The 20,683-nt window shown below is 65.6% G+C and carries 20 protein-coding genes; 12 read left to right on the plus strand and 8 right to left on the minus strand.

Features of this window, described 5'->3' with window-relative positions; all coding sequences use genetic code 11:
* The first annotated feature begins 68 nt into the window (after nt 1-68).
* Nucleotides 69-971, plus strand: a complete 903-nt coding sequence (locus BRAO375_RS25680) for a LysR family transcriptional regulator (protein WP_009030361.1) — start codon at nt 69-71, stop codon at nt 969-971.
* Nucleotides 972-987: 16 nt separating this feature from the next.
* Here the strand turns inward: BRAO375_RS25680 and mazG are convergent, their stop codons facing one another.
* Nucleotides 988-1,806, minus strand: a complete 819-nt coding sequence (mazG, locus tag BRAO375_RS25685) for a nucleoside triphosphate pyrophosphohydrolase (protein ID WP_009030362.1) — start codon at nt 1,804-1,806, stop codon at nt 988-990.
* A gap of 126 nt (nt 1,807-1,932) precedes the next feature.
* Here mazG and queC point away from each other — a divergent pair, with 126 nt between their 5' ends.
* Complete coding sequence (gene queC / locus BRAO375_RS25690) at nt 1,933-2,643, plus strand: 7-cyano-7-deazaguanine synthase QueC (RefSeq protein WP_035642191.1); 711 nt, start codon at nt 1,933-1,935, stop codon at nt 2,641-2,643.
* A gap of 60 nt (nt 2,644-2,703) precedes the next feature.
* On the opposite strand, the gene BRAO375_RS25695 is transcribed toward queC, so the two are convergent.
* The 4 genes from BRAO375_RS25695 to nthA all read right to left on the minus strand — a co-directional run bounded on the left by BRAO375_RS25695 (nt 2,704) and on the right by nthA (nt 5,340).
* A complete protein-coding gene (locus BRAO375_RS25695) occupies nt 2,704-3,492 on the minus strand; it encodes a hypothetical protein (protein WP_009030364.1) in 789 nt (262 codons plus the stop codon).
* 173 nt (nt 3,493-3,665) lie between these two features.
* Nucleotides 3,666-4,055 carry a nitrile hydratase accessory protein gene (locus BRAO375_RS25700; protein WP_009030365.1) on the minus strand — a complete coding sequence of 130 codons (390 nt, stop codon included), beginning with the start codon at nt 4,053-4,055 and terminating at the stop codon, nt 3,666-3,668.
* Nucleotides 4,052-4,711, minus strand: a complete 660-nt coding sequence (gene nthB / locus BRAO375_RS25705; RefSeq protein WP_035642194.1) for a nitrile hydratase subunit beta — start codon at nt 4,709-4,711, stop codon at nt 4,052-4,054. Before nthB ends, BRAO375_RS25700 begins: the two co-directional genes overlap by 4 nt.
* The gene (gene nthA, locus BRAO375_RS25710; RefSeq protein ID WP_009030367.1) at nt 4,711-5,340 is read right to left on the minus strand and encodes a nitrile hydratase subunit alpha; all 630 of its coding nucleotides are present in this window, start codon (nt 5,338-5,340) and stop codon (nt 4,711-4,713) included. Before nthA ends, nthB begins: the two co-directional genes overlap by 1 nt.
* 125 nt (nt 5,341-5,465) lie before the next feature.
* Here nthA and BRAO375_RS25715 point away from each other — a divergent pair, with 125 nt between their 5' ends.
* The 3 genes from BRAO375_RS25715 (at nt 5,466) to BRAO375_RS25725 (ending at nt 9,233) form a co-directional block, all read left to right on the plus strand.
* Complete coding sequence (locus BRAO375_RS25715) at nt 5,466-6,458, plus strand: c-type cytochrome (RefSeq protein WP_244423294.1); 993 nt, start codon at nt 5,466-5,468, stop codon at nt 6,456-6,458.
* Between the two features lie 194 nt (nt 6,459-6,652).
* Nucleotides 6,653-8,113: a GH1 family beta-glucosidase gene (locus BRAO375_RS25720; protein WP_009030369.1), complete on the plus strand. Its 1,461-nt coding sequence runs from the start codon at nt 6,653-6,655 to the stop codon at nt 8,111-8,113.
* A 277-nt stretch (nt 8,114-8,390) separates the two neighbouring features.
* Nucleotides 8,391-9,233, plus strand: a complete 843-nt coding sequence (locus tag BRAO375_RS25725) for a BA14K family protein (RefSeq protein ID WP_052536139.1) — start codon at nt 8,391-8,393, stop codon at nt 9,231-9,233.
* Nucleotides 9,234-9,278: 45 nt separating this feature from the next.
* Here the strand turns inward: BRAO375_RS25725 and BRAO375_RS25730 are convergent, their stop codons facing one another.
* Both BRAO375_RS25730 and BRAO375_RS25735 read right to left on the minus strand, forming a co-directional pair.
* The gene (locus BRAO375_RS25730; RefSeq protein WP_009030371.1) at nt 9,279-10,097 is read right to left on the minus strand and encodes a hypothetical protein; all 819 of its coding nucleotides are present in this window, start codon (nt 10,095-10,097) and stop codon (nt 9,279-9,281) included.
* Nucleotides 10,098-10,302: 205 nt separating this feature from the next.
* Entirely contained in the window at nt 10,303-10,758 is a 456-nt protein-coding gene (locus BRAO375_RS25735; RefSeq protein WP_035642195.1) for a hypothetical protein, read from the minus strand.
* Nucleotides 10,759-11,085: 327 nt separating this feature from the next.
* Between BRAO375_RS25735 and BRAO375_RS25740 the strand changes: the two genes are divergently transcribed.
* The 5 genes from BRAO375_RS25740 (at nt 11,086) to BRAO375_RS25760 (ending at nt 16,817) form a co-directional block, all read left to right on the plus strand.
* A complete protein-coding gene (locus tag BRAO375_RS25740; RefSeq protein ID WP_009030373.1) occupies nt 11,086-12,372 on the plus strand; it encodes an ABC transporter substrate-binding protein in 1,287 nt (428 codons plus the stop codon).
* 74 nt (nt 12,373-12,446) lie between these two features.
* Nucleotides 12,447-13,322, plus strand: a complete 876-nt coding sequence (locus BRAO375_RS25745) for a branched-chain amino acid ABC transporter permease (protein ID WP_009030374.1) — start codon at nt 12,447-12,449, stop codon at nt 13,320-13,322.
* 2 nt (nt 13,323-13,324) lie between these two features.
* Complete coding sequence (locus BRAO375_RS25750) at nt 13,325-14,254, plus strand: branched-chain amino acid ABC transporter permease (RefSeq protein WP_009030375.1); 930 nt, start codon at nt 13,325-13,327, stop codon at nt 14,252-14,254.
* On the plus strand, nt 14,251-15,720 hold the full coding sequence (locus tag BRAO375_RS25755; RefSeq protein ID WP_009030376.1) for an ATP-binding cassette domain-containing protein: 1,470 nt from the start codon (nt 14,251-14,253) through the stop codon (nt 15,718-15,720). Before BRAO375_RS25750 ends, BRAO375_RS25755 begins: the two co-directional genes overlap by 4 nt.
* Before the next feature lie 35 nt (nt 15,721-15,755).
* Nucleotides 15,756-16,817 (plus strand): hypothetical protein, encoded by a 1,062-nt coding sequence (locus tag BRAO375_RS25760; RefSeq protein WP_009030377.1) that lies wholly within the window; start codon nt 15,756-15,758, stop codon nt 16,815-16,817.
* 107 nt (nt 16,818-16,924) lie between these two features.
* Here BRAO375_RS25760 and BRAO375_RS25765 read toward each other — a convergent pair whose 3' ends face one another.
* Nucleotides 16,925-17,785: a hypothetical protein gene (locus BRAO375_RS25765; protein WP_009030378.1), complete on the minus strand. Its 861-nt coding sequence runs from the start codon at nt 17,783-17,785 to the stop codon at nt 16,925-16,927.
* 258 nt (nt 17,786-18,043) lie between these two features.
* Here BRAO375_RS25765 and BRAO375_RS25770 point away from each other — a divergent pair, with 258 nt between their 5' ends.
* Nucleotides 18,044-19,195, plus strand: a complete 1,152-nt coding sequence (locus BRAO375_RS25770; protein ID WP_009030379.1) for a hypothetical protein — start codon at nt 18,044-18,046, stop codon at nt 19,193-19,195.
* A gap of 446 nt (nt 19,196-19,641) precedes the next feature.
* Nucleotides 19,642-20,661: a TRAP transporter substrate-binding protein gene (locus tag BRAO375_RS25775; protein ID WP_035642196.1), complete on the plus strand. Its 1,020-nt coding sequence runs from the start codon at nt 19,642-19,644 to the stop codon at nt 20,659-20,661.
* Nucleotides 20,662-20,683 lie beyond the last annotated feature (22 nt).

Raw genomic sequence — 20,683 nt, forward strand, 5'->3', positions numbered from 1 at the left:
CAAATATGTTGCATGTTCAAACTCTTTCGATTAGCCACAAAATTCTCATTCATTCATGAGGAAAGCTAATGACGCCGACCCTGCGGCAGTTGGAAGCGCTGGTCCTCGTTTATCGTCTCGGCAGCATCACCAAGGCGGCCGCGGAGCTGCGCGTCACGCAGTCGGCGATCAGCCTGCTGATCCGGCAGGTGGAGGAGAATTTTCAGCTTCGGCTGTTCGACCGGACGACGCGCGCGCTGCATCCGACGGCGGCCTGCCGCGAGGCGATCCCGGCTGCCGAGCGCATCCTGGCCGGCGCGCAGGGGCTGTCGCGCCGGATGCGTGATCTGGCGGAGATCAAGGCGGGGCGGATCGCCATCGCGGTCTCGGCCGGGGTCGCTTCGGCGCTGCTGCCGCGCGTCTTCGCGGCGTTTCGGGCCCGCCATCCCGAGGTGAGCATCGACCTGCTCGACGTCGCGCCGGACGAATTGTTTGCCATCGTGATGGCCGGGGAGGCGGAATTCGGGCTTGGCAGCGTCGAGGACGAGGGCGTGCCGGAGGTGAGAATAGAACCTCTGGTCCGAAGCCCGTTATCGGCGATCGGCATCAGGGATGGCAGGTTCGAGAACAGCCGCCGCCTGACCTGGGACAGCGTCATGAGCTCCGACCTGATCACGATGCGCCGTGGCACGCGCATTCGCGGTCAGATCGACGACGCCCTGGCGCGGACCGGTCGAACGCTGAAGCCTGTCCTGGAGGTCTCGCTGATCACGACCGCGCTGGCGCTGACGGCCGAAGGAGCGGGGATCAGCATCCTGCCCGGACACATGCTGCCGAGGTCGCAATTTCCCACGCTCGCGGCGGTCCCGCTGTCGCAGCCGACGATCCACCGGCATGTGTCGCTGCTCAGCCGCGCCGATTTCGGCTTGTCGCCGGCGGCGCAGCAGTTCGTTGCCATCGCCAAGCGCGTGGTCCTGACCAAAGACGGCTGAACGCGAGCGCGGTGGGTTACTTCTCCAGCCGCTTCGCCTCGTTCCACAGCTCGTCCATCTCGTCGAGCGAGGCTTGCTCGAGCGTACGTCCCTTGGCGACGAGAGCGTGCTCGATATGGGCGAAGCGGCGCTCGAACTTGGCGTTGGTGCCGCGCAGCGCCGTTTCGGGATCGACCTCCGCGTGACGCGCGAGGTTCACCAGCGCGAACAGCAGATCGCCGGTTTCTTCGCTCAGCTCGGTCGCGTCCTTCTTGTCGAGGGCGGCCTCGATCTCGTCGGCCTCCTCGCGGATCTTCTGCAGCACCGCGCGCGGGTCGTTCCAGTCGAAGCCGACGGTGGCGGCCTTCTTCTGCAGCTCCATCGCCCGCACCAGGGCCGGCTGGCCGGCCTTCACGCCGGACAGCAGCGAGGACCTGCTGGTCTGCTCCTCCGGCGGCCGTCGTGCAGCGCGCTCGGCCTTCTCCTCGGCCTTGATGCGGTCCCAGGTGCCTTTGCTGGGCTTGGTGACGTTGCCGTCCTTGTCGGGAAAGACATGCGGATGGCGGCGGATCATCTTCCTGGTGATGCCCTCGACGACGTCGCCGAACGCGAACGCGCCTTGCTCCTCGGCGATGCGGGCGTGATAGACGACCTGCAGCAGCAGATCGCCGAGTTCCTCGCGCAGATCGTCGAGATCCGTCCGCGTGATGGCATCCGCGACCTCATAGGCCTCCTCGATCGTATAGGGCGCGATCGTTTCGAACGTCTGCTCGACGTCCCAGGGACAGCCGGTGACGGGCGTGCGCAGCGCCGCCATGATCTCGATCAGGCGTGAGATGTCGCGGGATGGGGTCATTGCGGATCCTGACGGCCACGTTGTTTGGGCCCTGTATGCCTCAAGCGGCGCGCCCCTCCCAGCGAAAATAGCCGCAGCGCTGACGGCGGGTTGGCCCGACCGGATGATGATGCTAAGCGAGAGGCCATGAGTGAACGGGATGCAACGGCCCTGGTGCTGTTCTCGGGCGGGCAGGATTCAACCACGTGCCTGGCCTGGGCGCTCGACCGCTTCGCCCGGGTCGAGACCATCGGTTTTTCCTACGGTCAGCGTCACGCCATCGAGCTCGATTGTCGGGCCCGCTTGCGCGAGGGCATCGTGAAGGTGCGCGCGGATTGGGCCGACAAGCTCGGCGATGAGCACACGCTGGACATCCCGACGCTGGCCGCGATCTCGGAGACCGCGCTGACGCGCGACGTCGCCATTGCGATGGGCGACGACGGCCTGCCCAACACCTTCGTGCCCGGTCGCAACCTGGTGTTCCTGACCTTCGCGGCGGCGCTGGCCTATCGGCGCGGCATCCGCCACATCGTCGGCGGCATGTGCGAGACCGACTATTCCGGCTATCCGGACTGCCGCGACGAGACCATCAAGGCGCTGCAGAACGCGCTGAGCCTGGGCATGGCGCGCCCGATCGAGCTGCACACACCGCTGATGTGGCTGACCAAGGCGGCGACCTGGCAGCTCGCGCATGATCTCGGGGACAGGGGCCTGGTTGATCTCATCCGCGACCAGTCGCACACCTGCTATCTCGGTGAGCGCGGCGCGCGGCACGATTGGGGTTATGGCTGCGGCCAATGTCCCGCGTGCGAGCTGCGCGCCCATGGCTGGCACGCTTATGTCGGCGGCGGGGCGTGACACGGAAGCGGGGCCCGCAGGCCCCGCGTCATATCGGCAATGAGATCGGCTTGAGGGACGTCAGGCCGCTTCGTGATCGGACGGCTCGCGGGTGCTGACGACGACCAGATCGTCGGTCTCCTCATGGCTGTCGTCGGCCTGGGTGAGGGCAGCGGACGCAGCCTTGGCGGCCAGACGCGCGGTGATGTCGTCTTTCGCGTCCTTGCCGCTCTTCTCCCAAGCCGGGGCATTGAGCACGACGATATCGTCGTCATGGCTGGCATCGGCATCGGCGGGCACGATCGACGGCGCCTTGGCTTCGACGACGCGCAGCGCGGGGGCCTCGGCTTCGGCCTCGACTTCGGCCTCTGCTTCTGCGGGTTCGCTGGCCGGCTCTTCGGCAATTTCGGCCTCGGCCGGCTCATCCTCGGCAGCGTCCTGCTCGACCTCGGCGGCGATCGGCTCCGGCGATGCGGTCTCGCAGGCGACGTCTGCGCTCACAGCCGCGGTCTCCGCCCCGGCATGATCTGCGGCTGCGCTCGGCGGGGCCGTGGCATCATCATGCGCGGCGAGTCCGAGATGCTGCGAGATCTCCTTGATCACCTTGTCGATCGCCACGAGCACGCGGTATTGCGGGATCGAGGTCATGTGCTGCTCGAACCGGGTTCGCGCATATTGCAGTGAGTCGATCACGTCGGTCGCAATCGACGAACCCTCGGTGCCGTGCAGGGCGCCGGCAGCCTTGTTGGTCGAGTCCTCGATCAGCAGGAAGGCCTCGTATTGCGGGATCGATTTCAGCTTTTCGTGATAGTCGCGGCGCACGCTGGCAAGCGTATCGACGATGGCAGCGAACGACTCTGGCGCGGGCATGTTGGCGTCCCCCTCAACTTCAACAAACAAGATGCGCGGGACGCTACGAACACACTCGTGAACGTTCAATTTCGAGCAAATACGGCTTGTCGCATCATGCATACCCGGTCCTTAAGGGGGTATCGTCAAATGCCGCGCAACCTGGTCACCCCATCTTAACGATACCGCGCTGCTCAGCTGCCGAAGTCGTCCGGCGAGAGCTCGATCGGCTTGCCGTGCGGCGTGCGGTCAGCGGCGTGGTCCCAGGCGTCGCGGTAGCGGGCGAGGTTGGCGGAGGTGGTGACGCCCTTCTCGGCCACCAGCCGCTCCAGCGTGGCGAGCCAGTGCCGGTAGTAGGTGTCGCCGCAATCGGCGTCACCCTCGGCCTGCGCCCGCGAGATCTCCTCGGCGAGCGCGGCCGCCCATTCGGGCCATGTGAACAGACCGCGCGCATGCAGCGTCACCGCCATCGCGAACGCGTGCGCCTCCCACGGCTCGCGAAACACCGGCCCGTCGGCATCGACGGGAATGCCGGGCAGGGCGCGTGTCGCGGCCAGCGCCGCGTGGTGATCGGGCGCGGTCATGCGCGCTCCAGATAGGGCTCGAAGGCGTCGACGGTCACCTCCAGCAGCGGATCGGGCGCGTCGGCCCAAAGCTCGGCGCCGCTGAACGACACCGTGTAGAGCCATTGCGGGTTCTCGCCTTCGCCATGCGCATTGCTGTCGGGAAAGACATGCATGCCTCTGACGGCCTCGATGCGGCCGATATGGCCGCGAACGTAGCGCGGCAGCCGCGTGTGCGTCGGCGGATGCATGTCCTTGGCGCGCACGCGGTCGCCGACGGCAAACAGCGCCGGCGTCGTCGCCGCGCGCTCGGTTGGACCGCCCCGGCGCAGCACCGCGGTGACGTCATCGGCTTTCAGGATCTTCGCGACCGGCTGCGCCGGATGCAGCACCTTGCCGGCGGCGATCTCATCGGCCTCGACGAGATGGCGCTCCTCCGTCAGCCGCTCGATGCCGGCCAGCCAGATCTGGTAGTAGCTCTTGGCAAGATAGTCGGCGGGCGGGCGGTTCTCGCGGGCGAACCGCGACATGTCGATGTTCCAGCCGCCCGGCGTGGCCATTGCCAAGGTGAGGGCGAACGCGCGGCGCTCCCAATCGGCATGAAACACCGGCTCGTCCGGCTCGGGACGGACCGGGCCGAAGCCGGCGACGCCGCCCATGTCATGTGCGCCATCCATCAGCGGGTCACCTCGTCAGGCCGCTTCGGCAGGCCAGTGCCGATCATGCTGTCGCGCGTGACGAGATCGGCGAGCCGATCCTCGCTCCAGCCGTCGGTGCCGTCGGGCCGCATCGGCACGACGAAGTAGCGGACCTCGGCGGTCGAATCCCAGACCCTGATCTTCGTTGTCGGCGGCAGCTCGAAGCCGAAATCACGGAGCACACCGCGCGGATCCTTCACCGCCTTGGCGCGATAGGGCGCCGACTTGTACCAGACCGGCGGCAAGCCGAGCACCGGCCAGGGATAGCAGGAGCACAGGGTGCACACGACCATGTTGTGCAGCTCCGGCGTGTTCTCGACAGCGACGATGTGCTCGCCCTGACGCCCTGCATAGCCGAGCTCGCCGATCGCCGGCGTGGCATCGGACAGCAGGCGGGCGCGAAACGCCGGGTCGGTCCAGGCCCGCGCCACGACCTGGGCACCGTTGCGCGGTCCGACCTTGCTCTCATAGGTCTCGATGAGCACGTCGAGCGCGGCTGGGTCGATGTAGCCCTTCTCGGTGAGGATGGTCTCGAGCGCGCGGACGCGCAGCTCGGTCTCGGACAAGTCCGAGTGATCATGGTGATGATGGTGATCGTGGTCGGTCATGCGTTCAGCATAGGCGTAATCGGGCACCGCTGTCGAGCCGAGCGCGCCGCAAATGCCCCGCCCGCACGCAGCTGTGTTGCGACGCGCTCGCGGCTGTGGGACAGTCCAATGTTGTTTGATGGGAATTGGAATATTCGAACATGGATAGGATGCGCTGCCGCGCTTTAAGCCTCGTCATTTTGATTCTGTTGTTTGCCCGCGCCGACTCGTTGAGAGCAGAAGACGATCCGCCGCCCGTATGGGCATACCCCATCGCCCCGAAGGACTACGTGCCACCATCCGATGATGGATCCGTGCGTCGCGTACCGGGCAGCAGCGCAGGCTTCACCCTGACGGAAATCAGGGATCTGTTCTTCGCGCTCGACTGGTTTCCCGACGCGCATGCGCCAATGCCGTCGATCGTGGCGCGCGGCCGCCGCCCGAACCTGCGCCCATGCGGCGTCTGCCATCGCCCCGAAGGCGTTGGCGGCCCGGAGAATGCCAGCCTTGCCGGGCTGCCGGCCGACTACATGCTGCGCCAGATCGAGGATTATCGCACCGGCAAGCGCACCACAGGCGTGCCGGCGCGGGCGCATGTGTTTCGGATGATTGCCGCGCTGAAGGAATTGACGGACGAGGAAATCAAGGCGTCGGTCGCCTATTATGCGGCGATGAAGCTGCCGGCGCGGATCAAGGTGGTGGAATCCGACGCCGTGCCCGCGAACTACGTCCCCAACTGGTATTATACGCCCAAGAAGGACGGGCCGAGCGAGCCGCTCGGGTCGCGCATCATCGAAATGCCCGACGACGAAGAGGCCTTCGTGAACCGGGATTCCCGGGTCACCTTCACCGCCTATGTCCCGCAAGGAAGCGTCGCACGCGGGAGGGAGCTCGCGATGGGCAAGGAGGCCGATCGCATCCCGGCCTGCGGCGGGTGCCATGGCGACGATCTGCGCGGACAGGCCGACATCCCGCCGCTTGCCGGCCGCTCGCCCAGCATGATTGTCCGCCAGCTCTACGAGTTCAAACATGGGCTGCGCAATGGCGCCATGGCCGAGCCGATGAAGGACAATGCCAGCAGGATGACGCTGTCGGACATGACCGCGCTCGCCGCCTACGCCGCCTCCCTGCCGCCGTAGCGGCAGGTCGTTTTCGAGGCCCTCGATCGCGCCGCAGCCGTCGGGCACGGCCGGGGGACGATTCGAACGCAGCCCGGCTTCCGGCGTTGTTTTGGCGGCCGTCTCGGACTGTTCAAATTGGCGCCCAGATGTGGTTCCTAGTCGGGTTCGCCCGCGGAGCCCGGGGCGAAACGACCAGACCTTGAGGTTCATCAATGCCGAACGACGTCTCCCGCCGTGATCTTGCGAAGCTGGCCGGACTGGCTGCCCTCGGGGCGGCCAATGCGCCGGCGCAAGCGGAGGAGGCCGCCGTGAGGGAAGATGCCAGCCGTCGTTTCCCCGCAGACTTCGTCTGGGGCACGGCCACGTCGTCCTATCAGGTCGAGGGCGGCGCCCCCGCCGACGGCCGCGGTCCGTCGATCTGGGACGTGTTCACGCGCATTCAGGGCAACATCGAAGACGCCTCGACCGGCGATGTCGCCTGCGACCACTACAACCGCTACAAGGAGGACGTGCGGCTCATCAAGCAGCTCGGCTGCCGTGCCTACCGCTTCTCGATCGCCTGGCCGCGCCTGTTTCCCGACGGCGGGCTGACGCCCAATCCCAGAGGAATCGACTTCTACAACCGCCTGGTCGACGAGTTGCTCGCCAACGGCATCGAGCCCTATGCGACGCTGTATCATTGGGACTTGCCGCAGGCGTTGCAGGATCGCGTCGGCGGCTGGCGCTCGGCCGAGGCGGCGAAGGCGTTCGCGCATTATGCGGGCTACGTCGCCCAGCATCTGAGCGATCGCGTCAAGACCATCTTCACGATCAACGAATGCGGCCGGTTCATCCCCTTCGGCTATGGGCTCGGCATCGATGCGCCCGGCCTCAAGCTGCCGCCGCAGGAGGTCAACCAGGCGCGCCATCACGTGGCGCTGGCGCATGGCCTCGCCGTGCAGGCGATCCGCGCCAAGGGGCGAGCGGGCACGCGTGTCGGCATGGCCGAGAACATCACCGCCTGCCTGCCGGCGATCGACACGACAGAGAACATCCGCGCCGCCGAGATCGCAACGCGCGAGATGAACGCAGGCTTCCTCAACGTCATCTTGGAGGGGCGCTATACCGATGGCTTCCTCGCCTGGTCAGGCAAGGATGCGCCGGTGTTCACGGCGGACGAACTGAAGACGATCTCGGCACCGGTCGATTTCGTCGGGCTCAACATTTACGCTCCGCAGGCCTATATCGTGGCGTCGGATCGCGCGCCCGGATTCGAGGTGCTGCCGATGCCGGCGTCGTTCCCGCATATGAGCTCGCCGTGGCTGCTGGTGGGACCCGAGACCGCCTATTGGGTGCCGAAGCTCGCCGCCAAGATCTGGAATCTCAAGACGATCTACATCACCGAGAACGGCACCTCGTCGGACGACAGGATCACGGCGGACGGCAAGGTCCACGACCTCGATCGCGTGATGTATCTGCGTAACTATCTCGCCCAGCTGCAGCGCGCGACGTCCGAGGGCGTGCCCGTGAAGGGCTATTTCCTCTGGAGCCTGCTCGACAATTTCGAGTGGGTGTTCGGCTACAAGCAGCGCTTCGGCGTCTATCACGTGGATTTCGACACCCAGGTGCGCACGCCCAAGCTCAGCGCATCCTATTATCGCCACGTCATCACGCGCAACGCCGTCAGCGCCTGAGTGACTTCTGCAACACCGCCAACGTCACTCCGCGGTTGCGCGAGGCTCCGCTGTCTATCAATGCGGGGGCGCAGCCAGCCGTGAACGGCCGGCCGTCACACGCGCTTGATTGATCGCTCGCGAATCCTCACGCGCCGATTGCAAATGCATGATGCGGAAAGCACACCGCGTGCGACTCTTTTGCGCGTGCACGCATTTCAAGCGCAAAGGACAACGAAATTGACGTAAACCGCTGTTTGCCGCTCCTTCAGTAGAGAAGTCCTGCATGCAAAGTTCCATGGTTCGTCCGATCGCCCTCATCCTGCGCGCTGGTGTGATGTTCTCGGTTCTGGGAGCGGTCGCGAGCTCCGGAGCATGGGCTCAGAGCTCGGCCAGCGACACGGCCAAGCCCGCCGCCGACAGTTCTCCAGCAACGCCAGCCGACAAGGTGGCCGAGCCGGAGACGAAGGCCGCTGTCAGCGACAGCAAGCCCGCCGAGCAGATCGCGGACAAGCCCGCAGGCGCCGCGGAGCCGGAAAAGGCGACGGCAGAGAAACCGGCCGAGCCGGCACCGGCTGCCGAGGCGACCAAACCCGCTGAGACCGAGGTCAAGCCGGTCGCGGCCGATAGCAAGCCGGCTGACGTCAAGATCGACGCCAAGGTGGAGGCCAAGCCCGATCCCAAGACGGAGACGGATGCCGCCTCGAAGCCCGCTGTCACCGAGATGAAGCCCCCAGAGCCCGCGGTCCAGGCGCCCGTCGCCGCGACGGATGCTCCGGTACCGGCCAGCGCTCAGGAGAAGGCTCAGGACAAGGCGGAAGAGAAGGCCGCCGAGAGCAAGCCGCCGGTCGCGGCACCCGCCGAGAAGCCTGCCGCCGCTGCTGAAGCAAAGCCCGCAGCGGCTCCGGCCGAGGCCAAGAAGCCTGAGACGCCGGCTGCAACGGTGTCAGCGAAGCCTGAGCGGCCGCATGCGCATCATCACGCCAAGAGCGATGCCGCTAAGCCGACCAAGCGCAAACGCCACGCGGCCAAGAAGAGCGAGATCAAGCGCAACGGCGTCAGCTGCAAGACCTTCCGCACCTATGATGCTGCGAAAGGCACCTATCGCGGCTATGACGGGAAGGCTCACACCTGCTCGTAGTCGCCGTGCGAGCGGCACGCTGCGGCCGCTGCTGGTCGCCTTCGCTCAGCGCGGCAGCGGCGATTGAATGCCCGAGGTGTTGCGGGTCAGGAACGTTCCGATGGTCGAGCCCTGCTGCTGCGGCTGGTTCCGTGCCAGCCCGGTCGTGGTCCGCTGCTGCGGCGTCACGATGATCTGCTGCGGCGGACCGGGCGGGACGGCTGCGCCGCGCGCCTGCGCTGCCTGGTTCGACATCCGCGAGACCAGACGCATCAGCTGATCCTGGCCGGCCTGCAACTGCTCGATCGCGCGGGTGTGGTCGCGGCTGGCCTGATCCTGCGTCGACTTGATCTGCTCGATGCCCTGCTGCAACTCGGCGATGTCGCGGGCCATGCGCTGCATCAGGGTGGCCGGCGTGCCGTTGGCGGCGCCGTCCTCCGTGCCTCGCAGCGAGGCGTTCGACATCATGGCGTCCTCGTTGCCCGACTGGGCCGACGCTTCGTCCGATGTTTCGGAGGAGCCCGGCATCCAGCGATCCATCAGCGATGAGCCGGCTTCGCGCTGCGACCACGCCACCGATCCGCCGACCAGCACGACCAGCAGCGCCAGACCGACGGCATTGCGGCCACGGAGCTTGCCGAGCGGCGCTTTGATGCGCGCCCAGCGGCCAGCTTCGTTGCTGGCAGCATCGCCTGTGCTGGCCGCCGCAGCCGCGTCCGCCGCCACGCCCGGCTTCTCGATCGCTGCCAGGCGCGTGTCGATCCGGGTCAGCACCTCGCGCAGCACGCGACGATAGAGCTGATCATAGCCAGCCTTCTCCGGCTTCTCCGGGGCGAGTCCGATCTCGCTCGGATCGATCTGTTGCACATTCTGTGTGGACTGCATGGTGATCCCCAAACCCTGAACGCCCGCCGCCGACGCCGCTTTTCTCTTTGAATTTTCAAGCGTGACTGGAGCGGCCGCTTTGGCCGAAAGCAAGACAGCGTCGTGACGAGGAGGGGGCCTTTTCGGACAATCTTACCCGGCATACTCAGATCCTCGTGCTGCGAGACAGGTTCGTTTCGCGGCCGCGCGCCTTCGCGGTACGATCTCACCGATCATCTTGAGGTTCGGGGGCAGAGCCGGTGCAGAGATGATTGTCATTACGCGCCGTGCTGTGCGCAACAATTCCGGGACTGTCGGCCCAGGCAAAAGCCGCACCGGCCGATGAGGCGACGCGCAAGGCAGAGTTGATGGCGGCCTGGCAGGCAGCGATGCACCGTGCGACATCGCGCTGATCGATCAAGTGCTCTGAAGCTGCCGGCGGACTACTTCTACGTCCGAAGAGCGAAAGGTTGCGGGTGCTGCGTGCGCTCGGCAACGTCGTCAACGACGCGATCTTCGCGGGCTGGTCGTCGGTCGACGCCAGAACGACGATCGGATCGTCGTCATCGAGCACATCAAGGACGGCTTTATCAAAGCGATGGCGCCAAGAGCTGAGAACGCGGACGAGCTTCTCGGCCACCTGTGCGTCCGCGCGGTGCTCATCGCGCTGCTGTTCGCCCATGACGAAGGGACACGACGTCGCCGCACGCCAGCGCGGGCTGAGCGTCGGCGCTCCCGCATGCGACGTGCACGAGACGCTGAGTCACGTCGGGCCTCTCGCCAAAGCTATTCCAGTGCGCCTGTGCATCACCGGCATGTAGTTCCGTCACTCTGCCCGCGCTGCGGAAATTAGTTCCGCTGGTGTCCGAGAGCCCGCTGCGATGCGGCGATCGTCCATTCAGCACGGGACCGCTGCGTTGCGAAACTATCGTCAGTCATGAGCAGGGCGCCTCATCACAATGCGCTGAACGCAGAGCAGGAGTTTGCCTGTGCACTTGCTCGGTGGCATGTGGGAGACCAAAGTCCGGCTGCCCGTCAGAGGCATAAGGAATCGGGAGGTCTCATGATTTCGTTCAAGTCATTCTTGCTTGCGAGCTGCGCCACTGCGCTGATGTCCTCGGCCGTATGGGCAGCGGACCCGATCAAGATCGGCGTCATCGCCGAAGCTCAAGCCGTTGCCGGCTCATCGATCGCACCTGCTGCGCAACTGGCCGCCGAGGAGATCAATGCCAAGGGCGGCGTCGACGGACGCAAGATCGAGATCGTGGTCTACGACAACCATTCCTCATCGGCTGAATCGGTGCGAGCATTTCAACGCGCGGTGAGTGAGGACAAGGTCAACGCCGTCATTGCCAGCTACATCTCCGAGGTCGTGCTGGCGCTGGAACCGTGGGCAGGGCGGCTGAAGACGCTGATGATCACGCCCGGCGCGGCCTCCGACGTCATCACCCAGAACATCGCCAAGAATTATGACCAGCTCAAATACACCTTCCACGGCTACCTGACCTCGACCTCGCTCGCCGGCCTCGTCTGCGACGCAGCCAAGGACCTGCTGGTCGAGCCGTACAAAATGAAGACCGCCGTCATCATGAGCGAGGACGCGGCGTGGACGACACCGCTCGACGCCGGCTACGAGAAGTGCCTGCCGGAGATCGGGCTGAAGGTCGTCGACCACATCCGGATGTCGCCTGACACCACCGACTTCACGCCGATCTTCAACAAGATCGAAGGCCTGAAGCCGGACGTGATGATCACCGGCATCTCGCATGTCGGCACCCAGCCGACGGTGCAATGGAAGAGCCAGCAGGTGCCGATCCCGATGTTCGGCATCTCTTCGCAGGCGACCAATTCCACGTTCTGGAAGGATACCAATGGCGCCGTCGAAGGCGTCATGTTCAACGCCGTGTCGGGTCCCGGCGTGGCCGTCACGCCGAAGACGCTGCCGTTCGTCGATGCCTATCAGAAGAAGTTCGGCAATATCCCGTCCTACGCCGGCTACACCTCCTATGACGACGTCTACATGATCGCGGACGCGATCCATCGGGCCGGCGGCACCGATCCCGACAAAATGGTCGAAGCGATGGAAGCGACTGATTATGTCGGCACCATCGGCCGCGTGTCCTTCAAGCCGAAGGGTGACCCGAACCCGCACGCGCTGCGCACCGGCAAGGGCTACATCACCGGGCTCATGCTGCAATGGCAGGCCGGCAAGCAGGTCAACGTCTGGCCAAAGGAGCTCGCCGCAGGCACCGCGACGTGGCCGTCCTTCATCAAGCTCAAGGCAGCCAGCAACTGACGCATCACGGGGCCGCTTCGTGAGGAGCGGCCCATTTTTCTGGTGCCTCAGTCCGACGCTCGGGTCTATCTTCAATGCTTTTCTGGCAGATCTTGATTGATGGCTTCGCCATCAGCGCTCTCTATGCGCTCGGCGCGACCGGTTTCACGCTCATCTTCGGCGTCTCCGGCGTGCTCAACCTCTCTCACGGCGCCATCATGGTCGGTGCGGCGGTCGCCGCCTGGGCCGCGGCCGGCGAGCTCGGCGTCGGACCTTACACGGGAGCGCTCATCGGTGTCCTCGCCGGCCTCGTCCTGGCCTTCGCCACCTACTTCATCGCCGTCAGGCCGATCCAGCTCTCCAAGGCGATCGCGGAGTCGGAGAAGGAGATCTTCATCCTGACGGCGACGCTGCTGTGGGGGATCATCATCCAGGAGGCGATCGCTTATCTCTTCACCAACAATGCGAAGACCGTGCTGCCGATCGTCGAGGGCGTCACGACCGTGTTCGGCGTGAGGACCCCGCGCAACGAGTACTTCACCGCCGTGATCTGCTGGGTCGCCATCGGGCTGCTCTGGTTCCTGGTCAATCGCACACGGCGCGGCAAGGCCGTGATGGCCGCGTCGATGAACCCGCGCGGCGTCACGCTGCTCGGCATCGAGCTGTCGTCGATCTATCTCACGGTGTGGGCGATCTATGGGCTGCTGGCGGGCGTCGCCGGCATCCTGCTCGGCATGTTCCTGGGCGTCAGCTCCTACAGCGTCGGTCCGCTGACGGCGAGCGCGTTCTCGATCGTCGTGCTCGGCGGCCTCGGCAGTGTCTCTGGCTCGCTGATCGCGGCCTATGTCGTGGGCTATCTCGAGACGGGCACGGCCTATCTGATCTCGCCGGCCTACCGCACCATCCCGGCGCTGCTGCTGCTCGTCGTCGTCATGTATCTGCGCCCGCAAGGGCTGTTCGGACGGAGGTGAGCATGCCGAGCTTCGTCACCTCGCGTCTGTTCTGGATCGCCGTTCTCACCGTCATCGTCGCCCTGGTGCTGCCGACCTATGTGTCCGGCTATGTGCTGGGACTGCTGACGGTCGCGTACTACACGGCCGTCTTCGCGATGTCCTGGGACCTGCTGTTCGGCTTCGCCGGCGAGGTCAATTTCGGGCCGACCTTCCTGATCGGTGTCGGCGCCTACACCGCCGGCATTCTCGACGCGCACTACTCGCCGGGACTCTCGATCTGGTTGTGCATCGCCGCCGGCGCGCTGGCGGCAGTGGTCGGCGGCGTCGTGCTGGCGCTGCCCGCGCTACGCGTCAGCGGACCGTATTTCGGCCTGACAACGCTGGTGGCCGTGCTGATGCTGCAGAACTTCATCGTCGTCGCGGCCGGGCTGACGGGCGGCGAGATCGGCCTCGCCGTTCCCGACGTGATCTCGATCGACGCCAAGACCAATTACTGGATCGCGCTCGGCTTCATGCTGGTGTCAGGCGCGATCCTGTTCGGCCTGTCGCGCAGCGCCATCGGGCTGATCCTGCAGGCGAGCGGCCAGGACAAGATCCAGGCCGGCGCGCTCGGCTTCAACGTCACCAAGCACAAGCTCGCGGCCTTCGTGGTCAGCGCGTTCTTCTCCGGGCTCGCTGGCGCGCTGATGGTGTTCTACATGGGTACGGCGTCGGTCTCGACTTTCGTCGATGTCGGCGTCGGCGTGCAGATCATCATTGCGGCCGTGCTCGGCGGCCGCCGCACCGTCATTGGCGCCGCGATCGGCGCGATCTTCCTGATCGGCATGGGCGAGCTGCTGCGGCCGCTCGGCGAGCTTGCGACCCTCATCGTCTCCGTGATCGCGCTCGTCGTCATCCTGTTCTTCCCCGACGGCTTCCTCGGCATCATCAGGGGAGGGGCCAAAGCATGAGCGCAGCGCCGATGTTGGAGGTCAACGGCCTCACCAAGCGCTTCGGCGGCCTCGTCGCCGTCAAGAATCTGAGCTTCTCGATTCATGCCGGCGAGATCCTCGGCCTGATCGGACCGAACGGCTCCGGCAAGTCGACGGCGATGAAGAGCGTCATGGGCGTCGAGCGGCCGACGGCCGGCTCGGTCAAGCTCGACGGCGTCGAGCTCGCCGGCCTGCCGTCGCATCGCATCGCGCGCATGGGCGTCGGTCTGGTGTTTCAGCACTCGCGGCCCTTGGCGCGCCAGACCGTGCTGGAGAACATCAAGGTCGCGCTCTTGCCGGATAAGCTGACGCGGCTGTTCGCCGACAAGGACGTCGACGCACGTGCGCGCGCCATCGCCGAGCGCGTCGGTCTCGGCGGCGTCATCGACCGCCGGCCACCGACGCTGGCCTTCGCAGATCTCCGCCGGCTGGAGCTCGCGAAGGCCGTGGCGCGTAGTCCGAAGCTGGTGCTGGTCGACGAGCCCTTCGCCGGCCTCACGGCCTCCGAGGTCGCCGACTTCTCCAATCTGATCCGCGAATTCCGCGACGACGGCCGCGCCGTGCTGCTGGTCGATCACAACGTCAAGAGCGTGTCGGCGCTGGTCGACCGCGTGCTCGCGATGTATCTCGGCGAGAAGATCGCCGAGGGCAGGGCGACCGAGGTGATGCAGGACGAAACCGTGCGCCGCGTCTATCTCGGCGGCGCGCTGGTCTCGACCGCGCGGCCCGAGGCGAGCTTCAAGGACGTGACGCCGGCGCTGCAGGTCGACAATGTCGGCGTGCTCTACGGCAAGGCGCAGGCGCTGCAGGACGTCTCGTTGCACGTTCACGAGGGCGAGTTCGTCTCGGTCGTCGGCCTCAACGGCGCCGGCAAGACGACGCTGTTCAACGCGATCTCCGGCCTGGTGCCGTATTCCGGCGCGGTGAAATGGGCCGGGCGCAATCTCGCCGGCGGCACCGCCGCTCAGATCGCGCGCGACGGCATCGTGCAGTGCCCGGAGACGCGCGAATTGTTCGGCGACATGACCGTGCGCGAGAACCTCGAGCTCGGCGGCAATGCGCTGTCCGATGCGGAACGCGGCGAGCGGCTGGAATGGCTGTTCGGGCTGTTTCCGATCCTGAAATCGCGGCAGCCGCAGCTGGCGCGAACGCTGTCCGGCGGCGAGCAGCAGATGCTGGCGATCGCGCGCGCGCTGATGATGAAGCCGAAGCTCCTGATCCTCGACGAGCCGACGCTCGGGCTCGCGCCGGTGATCCTGGAGACGCTGTCTAAGGCGTTGGATCGCTTGCGCGAGACCACTAAGATCACGGTTCTGCTTGGCGAGCAGAACGTCACCTTCGCGCTCCCGCACGCCGACCGGGTCTACGTGCTAGATCATGCGAAGATCGTCTGGGAAGGCCCGCCGGACCGGTTCGAGGCGGAAGCTGCAGAGAACTATCTGTGAGAGGGTGAGCGGAAGGTCTGGAGAAGGGGAGCCAATTGGAGGGGAAGGGCCACGCACCAGTTGCTGACGTTGCGGCCTATCGCGCCGTCGAGCTGATCTATCACGCCTACCTGACCGGCCTCATCCTGATGCTGTCCTCGCGAGCGGGCTCGCATCGCGCGGCGGAGATCGTCTTCCGCACGTTTCGCCGGCAGCAGCTGGCCCGCTTCCTGCCTGGCCTGAAAAAGCTTGGTCTGCACGGTCTGCCCCACGCCGTGGCCTGCGCGCAGTATCATTACTTGTCCAACCAGGTCGGCGGCGTGAAGGTCGAATTCATCCATGAAAACGACCGCAAGGCCTGGATACGCTATCCGCCGCCTCGCTGGATCTGGTCAGGTACCGCAATCTGCGGCATTCCCTCCGAAGTGTCGCGCGCGATGCTGCGCGGATGGCACGCCAACAACGGCGTCGTGCTCGGCAATCCGAGGCTCGGATTCGTCTGTACCGGGCAGACCGTCGACGGCCAGCCGGGCCTCGAAGGCTACTACAAGGAATGGGACCACGATCTCGCGCCGGACGAACGTCTTCTGTTCTCGCCGGGCGAGCGCTGCCCGCCGTTCGATCCAGCCCGTGCCCCCAAGCTCCCGGAGAGTGCCTGGCCGGAAGAACGGCTTCTCAAAGTGCTCCGCAATTATGCGATGGAGTATATCACCTCGATCGTGCCGGAGACGGTGATCGTGCTCGGCCCAGAGGAGGGCGGCCATCTGGCTGGCGCTGCGGCGAGACTGATAGGCATGCAGATCTTCGATGATGTTGCGGCCCTCCTTGGCGCCGTCGAGCCTGGCGCCGCGGGATTCGCCAAGGCCTTCGTGCGCCTGGCCCGCGGCCAAGGCGACGACGCAGAGCTGTCGCCGGATGGCGACGCAATCCTCGTGCGCCAGACAACCTGGCGCCTGATGTCGGAGCGGGACAATCTTCCGAAGGCGGTGTTCGACGCCTGGAACGAGCTGTGGGTCGGCGCTGCGCTCGCGCACGACCGCTTCCTGCGGATCGACATCGTCGAGCGGCGCGACCGTGGCGACGCGCACTGGGCCTGGCGAATTCGCCACGACAACTAACCGCGCATTGCGTAAGCGCTGACCTCTTTCGACTGGCGATCCCCGCACGACTTAAGCCGTAGAGAGCAGGGGCTTGCTCCTCCCTCTCCTGGCCGGATCTCGTCAGCTCAGAAGTTCGGAAATCGGGGAGGGCGGGCCGGTGCTTGCGGTGGCCGCGGCGTGACGCGTGCGGCGGCGCCCACGGTGGTCGGCTCGGCTTTCGACGCCCGGACGGCGCGCGCGAGCTGCTCCTGGCCGGCCTGGAGCTGCTCGATCGCCTTGGCCTGATCGCGACTGGCCTGTTCCTGGCTCGCCTTCAGGTCCTGCAGCCCGGTCTGCAACGCGGCGACATCATGCGCGATCTTCTCGATCAGGGGCGCGATGTCTCGCTCCGGCGCCGGCGGCATGTCCCGTTCGGGCGTCGCTTCCGCCATCGCGGAGGAGGGATCGCTGGATCGGATGGCCGATTGCTCCGGCGACGGCGAAGCGCGCGGCGACGACAAGGCAGGCGACGTCTCTGCGGTGTCGGTCGTGCTCGGTCCGGCAGCTGCCGGATCGCGCCCACCGGCCGGCATCGCCATCTGCGGGGCCTCTCGCCGGATGGATTGAAGCGCGCCCTCGATCCGGTCGGTGACCGAGGTGATGGCCTCCTGATGATCGCGCGCCAAGGTGACGACGGCGCCGACCAGCCCAGCCGACGCCGCGAGCGTGATCGCGGCCCGCAGCACGGGCCGGCGTCTTGCTGCGCTGGGCGCAGCGGCTGTGTTCACGAGCTCGTTAGGCGGTCCCGCAGCCTCGCCCGGTTCAGCAGCATCGACGTCAGCCTCGGCGTCCGCCTCGGCCTGGGCCTCGATGGCGGCAATTCGCTGATCGATGCGGGCGCGCACCTCGGTGAGGACGCGCTGATAGATCTGCTCGCAGATCTCATTGTCGGGCGGCAGCGCGACATCACCCGGATCAACTTCCTTCGGCGTCGACTGAACTGACATGCTCTCGGGTCCTGTACGCGAAACGCCCGTGCCAAATCCCCGCCAGCGATTTGGCCAAGGGCTTTGACGAAACCAAGACTAAGGGGTGACCAGTGAGGGGCGATTTCGCACACGGAAACAACACCGCGTGCAGCCTCGATGACGGGCGCCGATCTTAGCCGAACCTCAATCTCTGGCCGCTAGGGTGCGGGCCAAAGGGCCGGGCGCATAGCAAACACATCGATCCGCACAAACGCCGGACGGTCAAAGGATGAACGGATGTCCATTGGCCAGCTGCTGACGATCAAACGACGCCATGCCATTACTCGCGCCGCCGACGCCGAACTGGCGTCGCATCTGCCGGAGCTCGGCCTTCCCTGCATGAGCGAGACAGCGCGTACGGCCTTTCGTGCCATCCTCGACCATGAAACGCCATTCGGCAACGGCTCGCTCCGTGACTGTCTCGCGCTGGCCGAAGCCCGTGGCTTCTGCGCCCATCCGATGGATTGGATTCCCGCCCCTAATGATTGGCAATATTCTCCGCTGTATCAGCCCTGGGTCGACTGGTTGTCGGACAATGGGGTGACTGAATTTCACGAAGGAAATCGGCTGACCAAAGACAATTGGGACCGCTGGAAGCCGAAAGCCCGGCTGGCAGCGTTCAAGAGGCTGCTGCGGCAAGATGTGAAGGCCGCTCATGACCTGGCCGTGGCCCTGGGGTCCGCTGCGCCGGCCTCCGTGCGCCTGGGTCTGCTATCCAGCGTGGGGACGACTACATTGCCTCCAAAGAGCATCCCGACACAGCAGAGCCTGCTGAAGCATTTCCTGACCGATCCCTCAGCGAAGGTGCGCGCTGCAGCCGAGGCCGCAGCAAAAGCGTTGGGCGGTTTGGAGTCAGGAGGACCTGTAACGTTCGATCTTCTGGCAAGGGAACGTGGTGTCAGCTCGCGAGACCTGGCTGAACAGAGCGATCTAACGGAGTTGGGCCGCGACTTCCTCTGGCTCGTGGTCGAGACGGGAGACGTCGAGATACGATCGATCATCGCTTCGCGCCTGTTGGACCTGGGACAGCCTCCTGATCCGATCGCACTGTTCGCGGGCCTGCCGCGTCCGCTTTGGAAGCGAGGACTGCGGGCGACGTTCAAGTCGAACTATTGGCATATCGTCGGAGAGTATCTCGGACCGGAGAGGGGGACCCTGACCGCGCCCCAGATGGGCGATTGGGCGCCTTACAAGCACTGGACCAAATCTGTGATCGCCGAACTCAAGACTGGGGAACTGCCCATCAATGAGACGTACGATCCGCTGCGCGCCCTCGGCCTCGTCGTCGACAAGAACACAGCCCGCGAGATCCTCCACAAGGCTGTCGCGCTTGGCATGAAAGATAGCCATCCGCGCCTGACCATGCTGAAGTTCAACCTGACGCTCTGATGCGCGCCTGTAGTCTGGCCCTGGATGCGCACGCGCCGCCGCCGTGGCGTGAACGGAAGCGCGGCCGAGAAGGGCGACCAATCATCAGCAGCACAAGGGATATCGGGTCGATCCGCCTACAGGCAGGTGTTCGGAGCTTCGCAGAGCCAATTCGCATAAGGTATATTATGGAATATTTATATGCTGAGGAAGATCAGTGGGTTGGCTCGGAAACCTCAGATCTTTTGCCAGCGCGGATCCTCCAGATCGCTCCTTCGGGCCTCGTTCGAAGGTGTCGCCAACGCGGCTGGAAGTCGCTCCATGGCCGCCGCGACGAACGCCGATGTTGCTGCTGCGGCCCATCGCTGCAATAAGCGCTGGTGACGCTTGGTGACAGCAGCGGGATTCGGTCCGCAACATCAAGCGAGCGGATGCAACAAGAAGAAGCTTCTCAGGGAGAAACGAGAATGAGCCTGTCACGACGCGCGCTGTTGAAGGCCACAGCGGCTTCAGCCGTCCTGGGTGGGATCGCAGCCCCGCATGTCGCGCGCGCGCAGAGCGCCGAGTTCACCTACAAATACGCCAACAACCTGCCGGACACGCATCCGCTGAACGTCCGCGCCAAGGAGATGGCGGCTGCGATCAAGGCCGAGACCAACGGCAAGTTCGACCTGCAGATCTTCCCGAACAACCAGCTCGGCTCCGACACGGACATGCTGAGTCAGATCCGCTCGGGCGGCGTCGAGTTCTTCACGCTCTCGGGCCTGATCCTGGCGACACTGGTGCCGGCGGCATCGATCAACGGCATCGGCTTCGCGTTCCCGGACTACGACACGGTCTGGAAGGCCATGGACGGCGATCTCGGCGCGTATGTGCGCGGCCAGATCACCAAGTCCGGCCTGATGGTGATGGACAAGATCTGGGACAATGGCTTCCGCCAGACGACGTCGTCGACCAAGCCGATCAACGGTCCTGACGATCTCAAGGGTTTCAAGATCCGCGTGCCGGTGTCGCCGCTGTGGACCTCGATGTTCAAGGCGTTCGAGGCGGCGCCCGCCTCGATCAATTTCAGCGAGGTCTATTCGGCGCTGCAGACCAAGGTCGTCGAGGGCCAGGAAAACCCGTTGGCGATCATCTCGACCGCCAAGCTGTACGAGGTGCAGAAATACTGCTCGCTGACGAACCACATGTGGGACGGCTTCTGGTTCCTGGCCAACCGCCGCGCCTGGGAAGCCGTGCCGGCCGACATGCGCGCCATCGTCGCCAAGCACATCAACGCCGCCGCCGTGAAGGAGCGCGAGGACGTCGCCAAGCTCAATGCCGGCCTGCAGGCCGATCTCGCGACCAAGGGCCTGACGTTCAATCAGCCGAACGTCGCGCCGTTCCGCGACAAGCTGCGCACCGCCGGCTTCTACGCCGAGTGGAAGGGCAAGTACGGCGACGAGGCCTGGGGGCTGCTCGAAAAGGCCGTCGGCAAGCTGTCGTAAGTGCAGGGGCGTCGTAGGCGCG

Source organism: Bradyrhizobium sp. ORS 375, assembly GCF_000239775.1.
GTDB lineage: Bacteria > Pseudomonadota > Alphaproteobacteria > Rhizobiales > Xanthobacteraceae > Bradyrhizobium.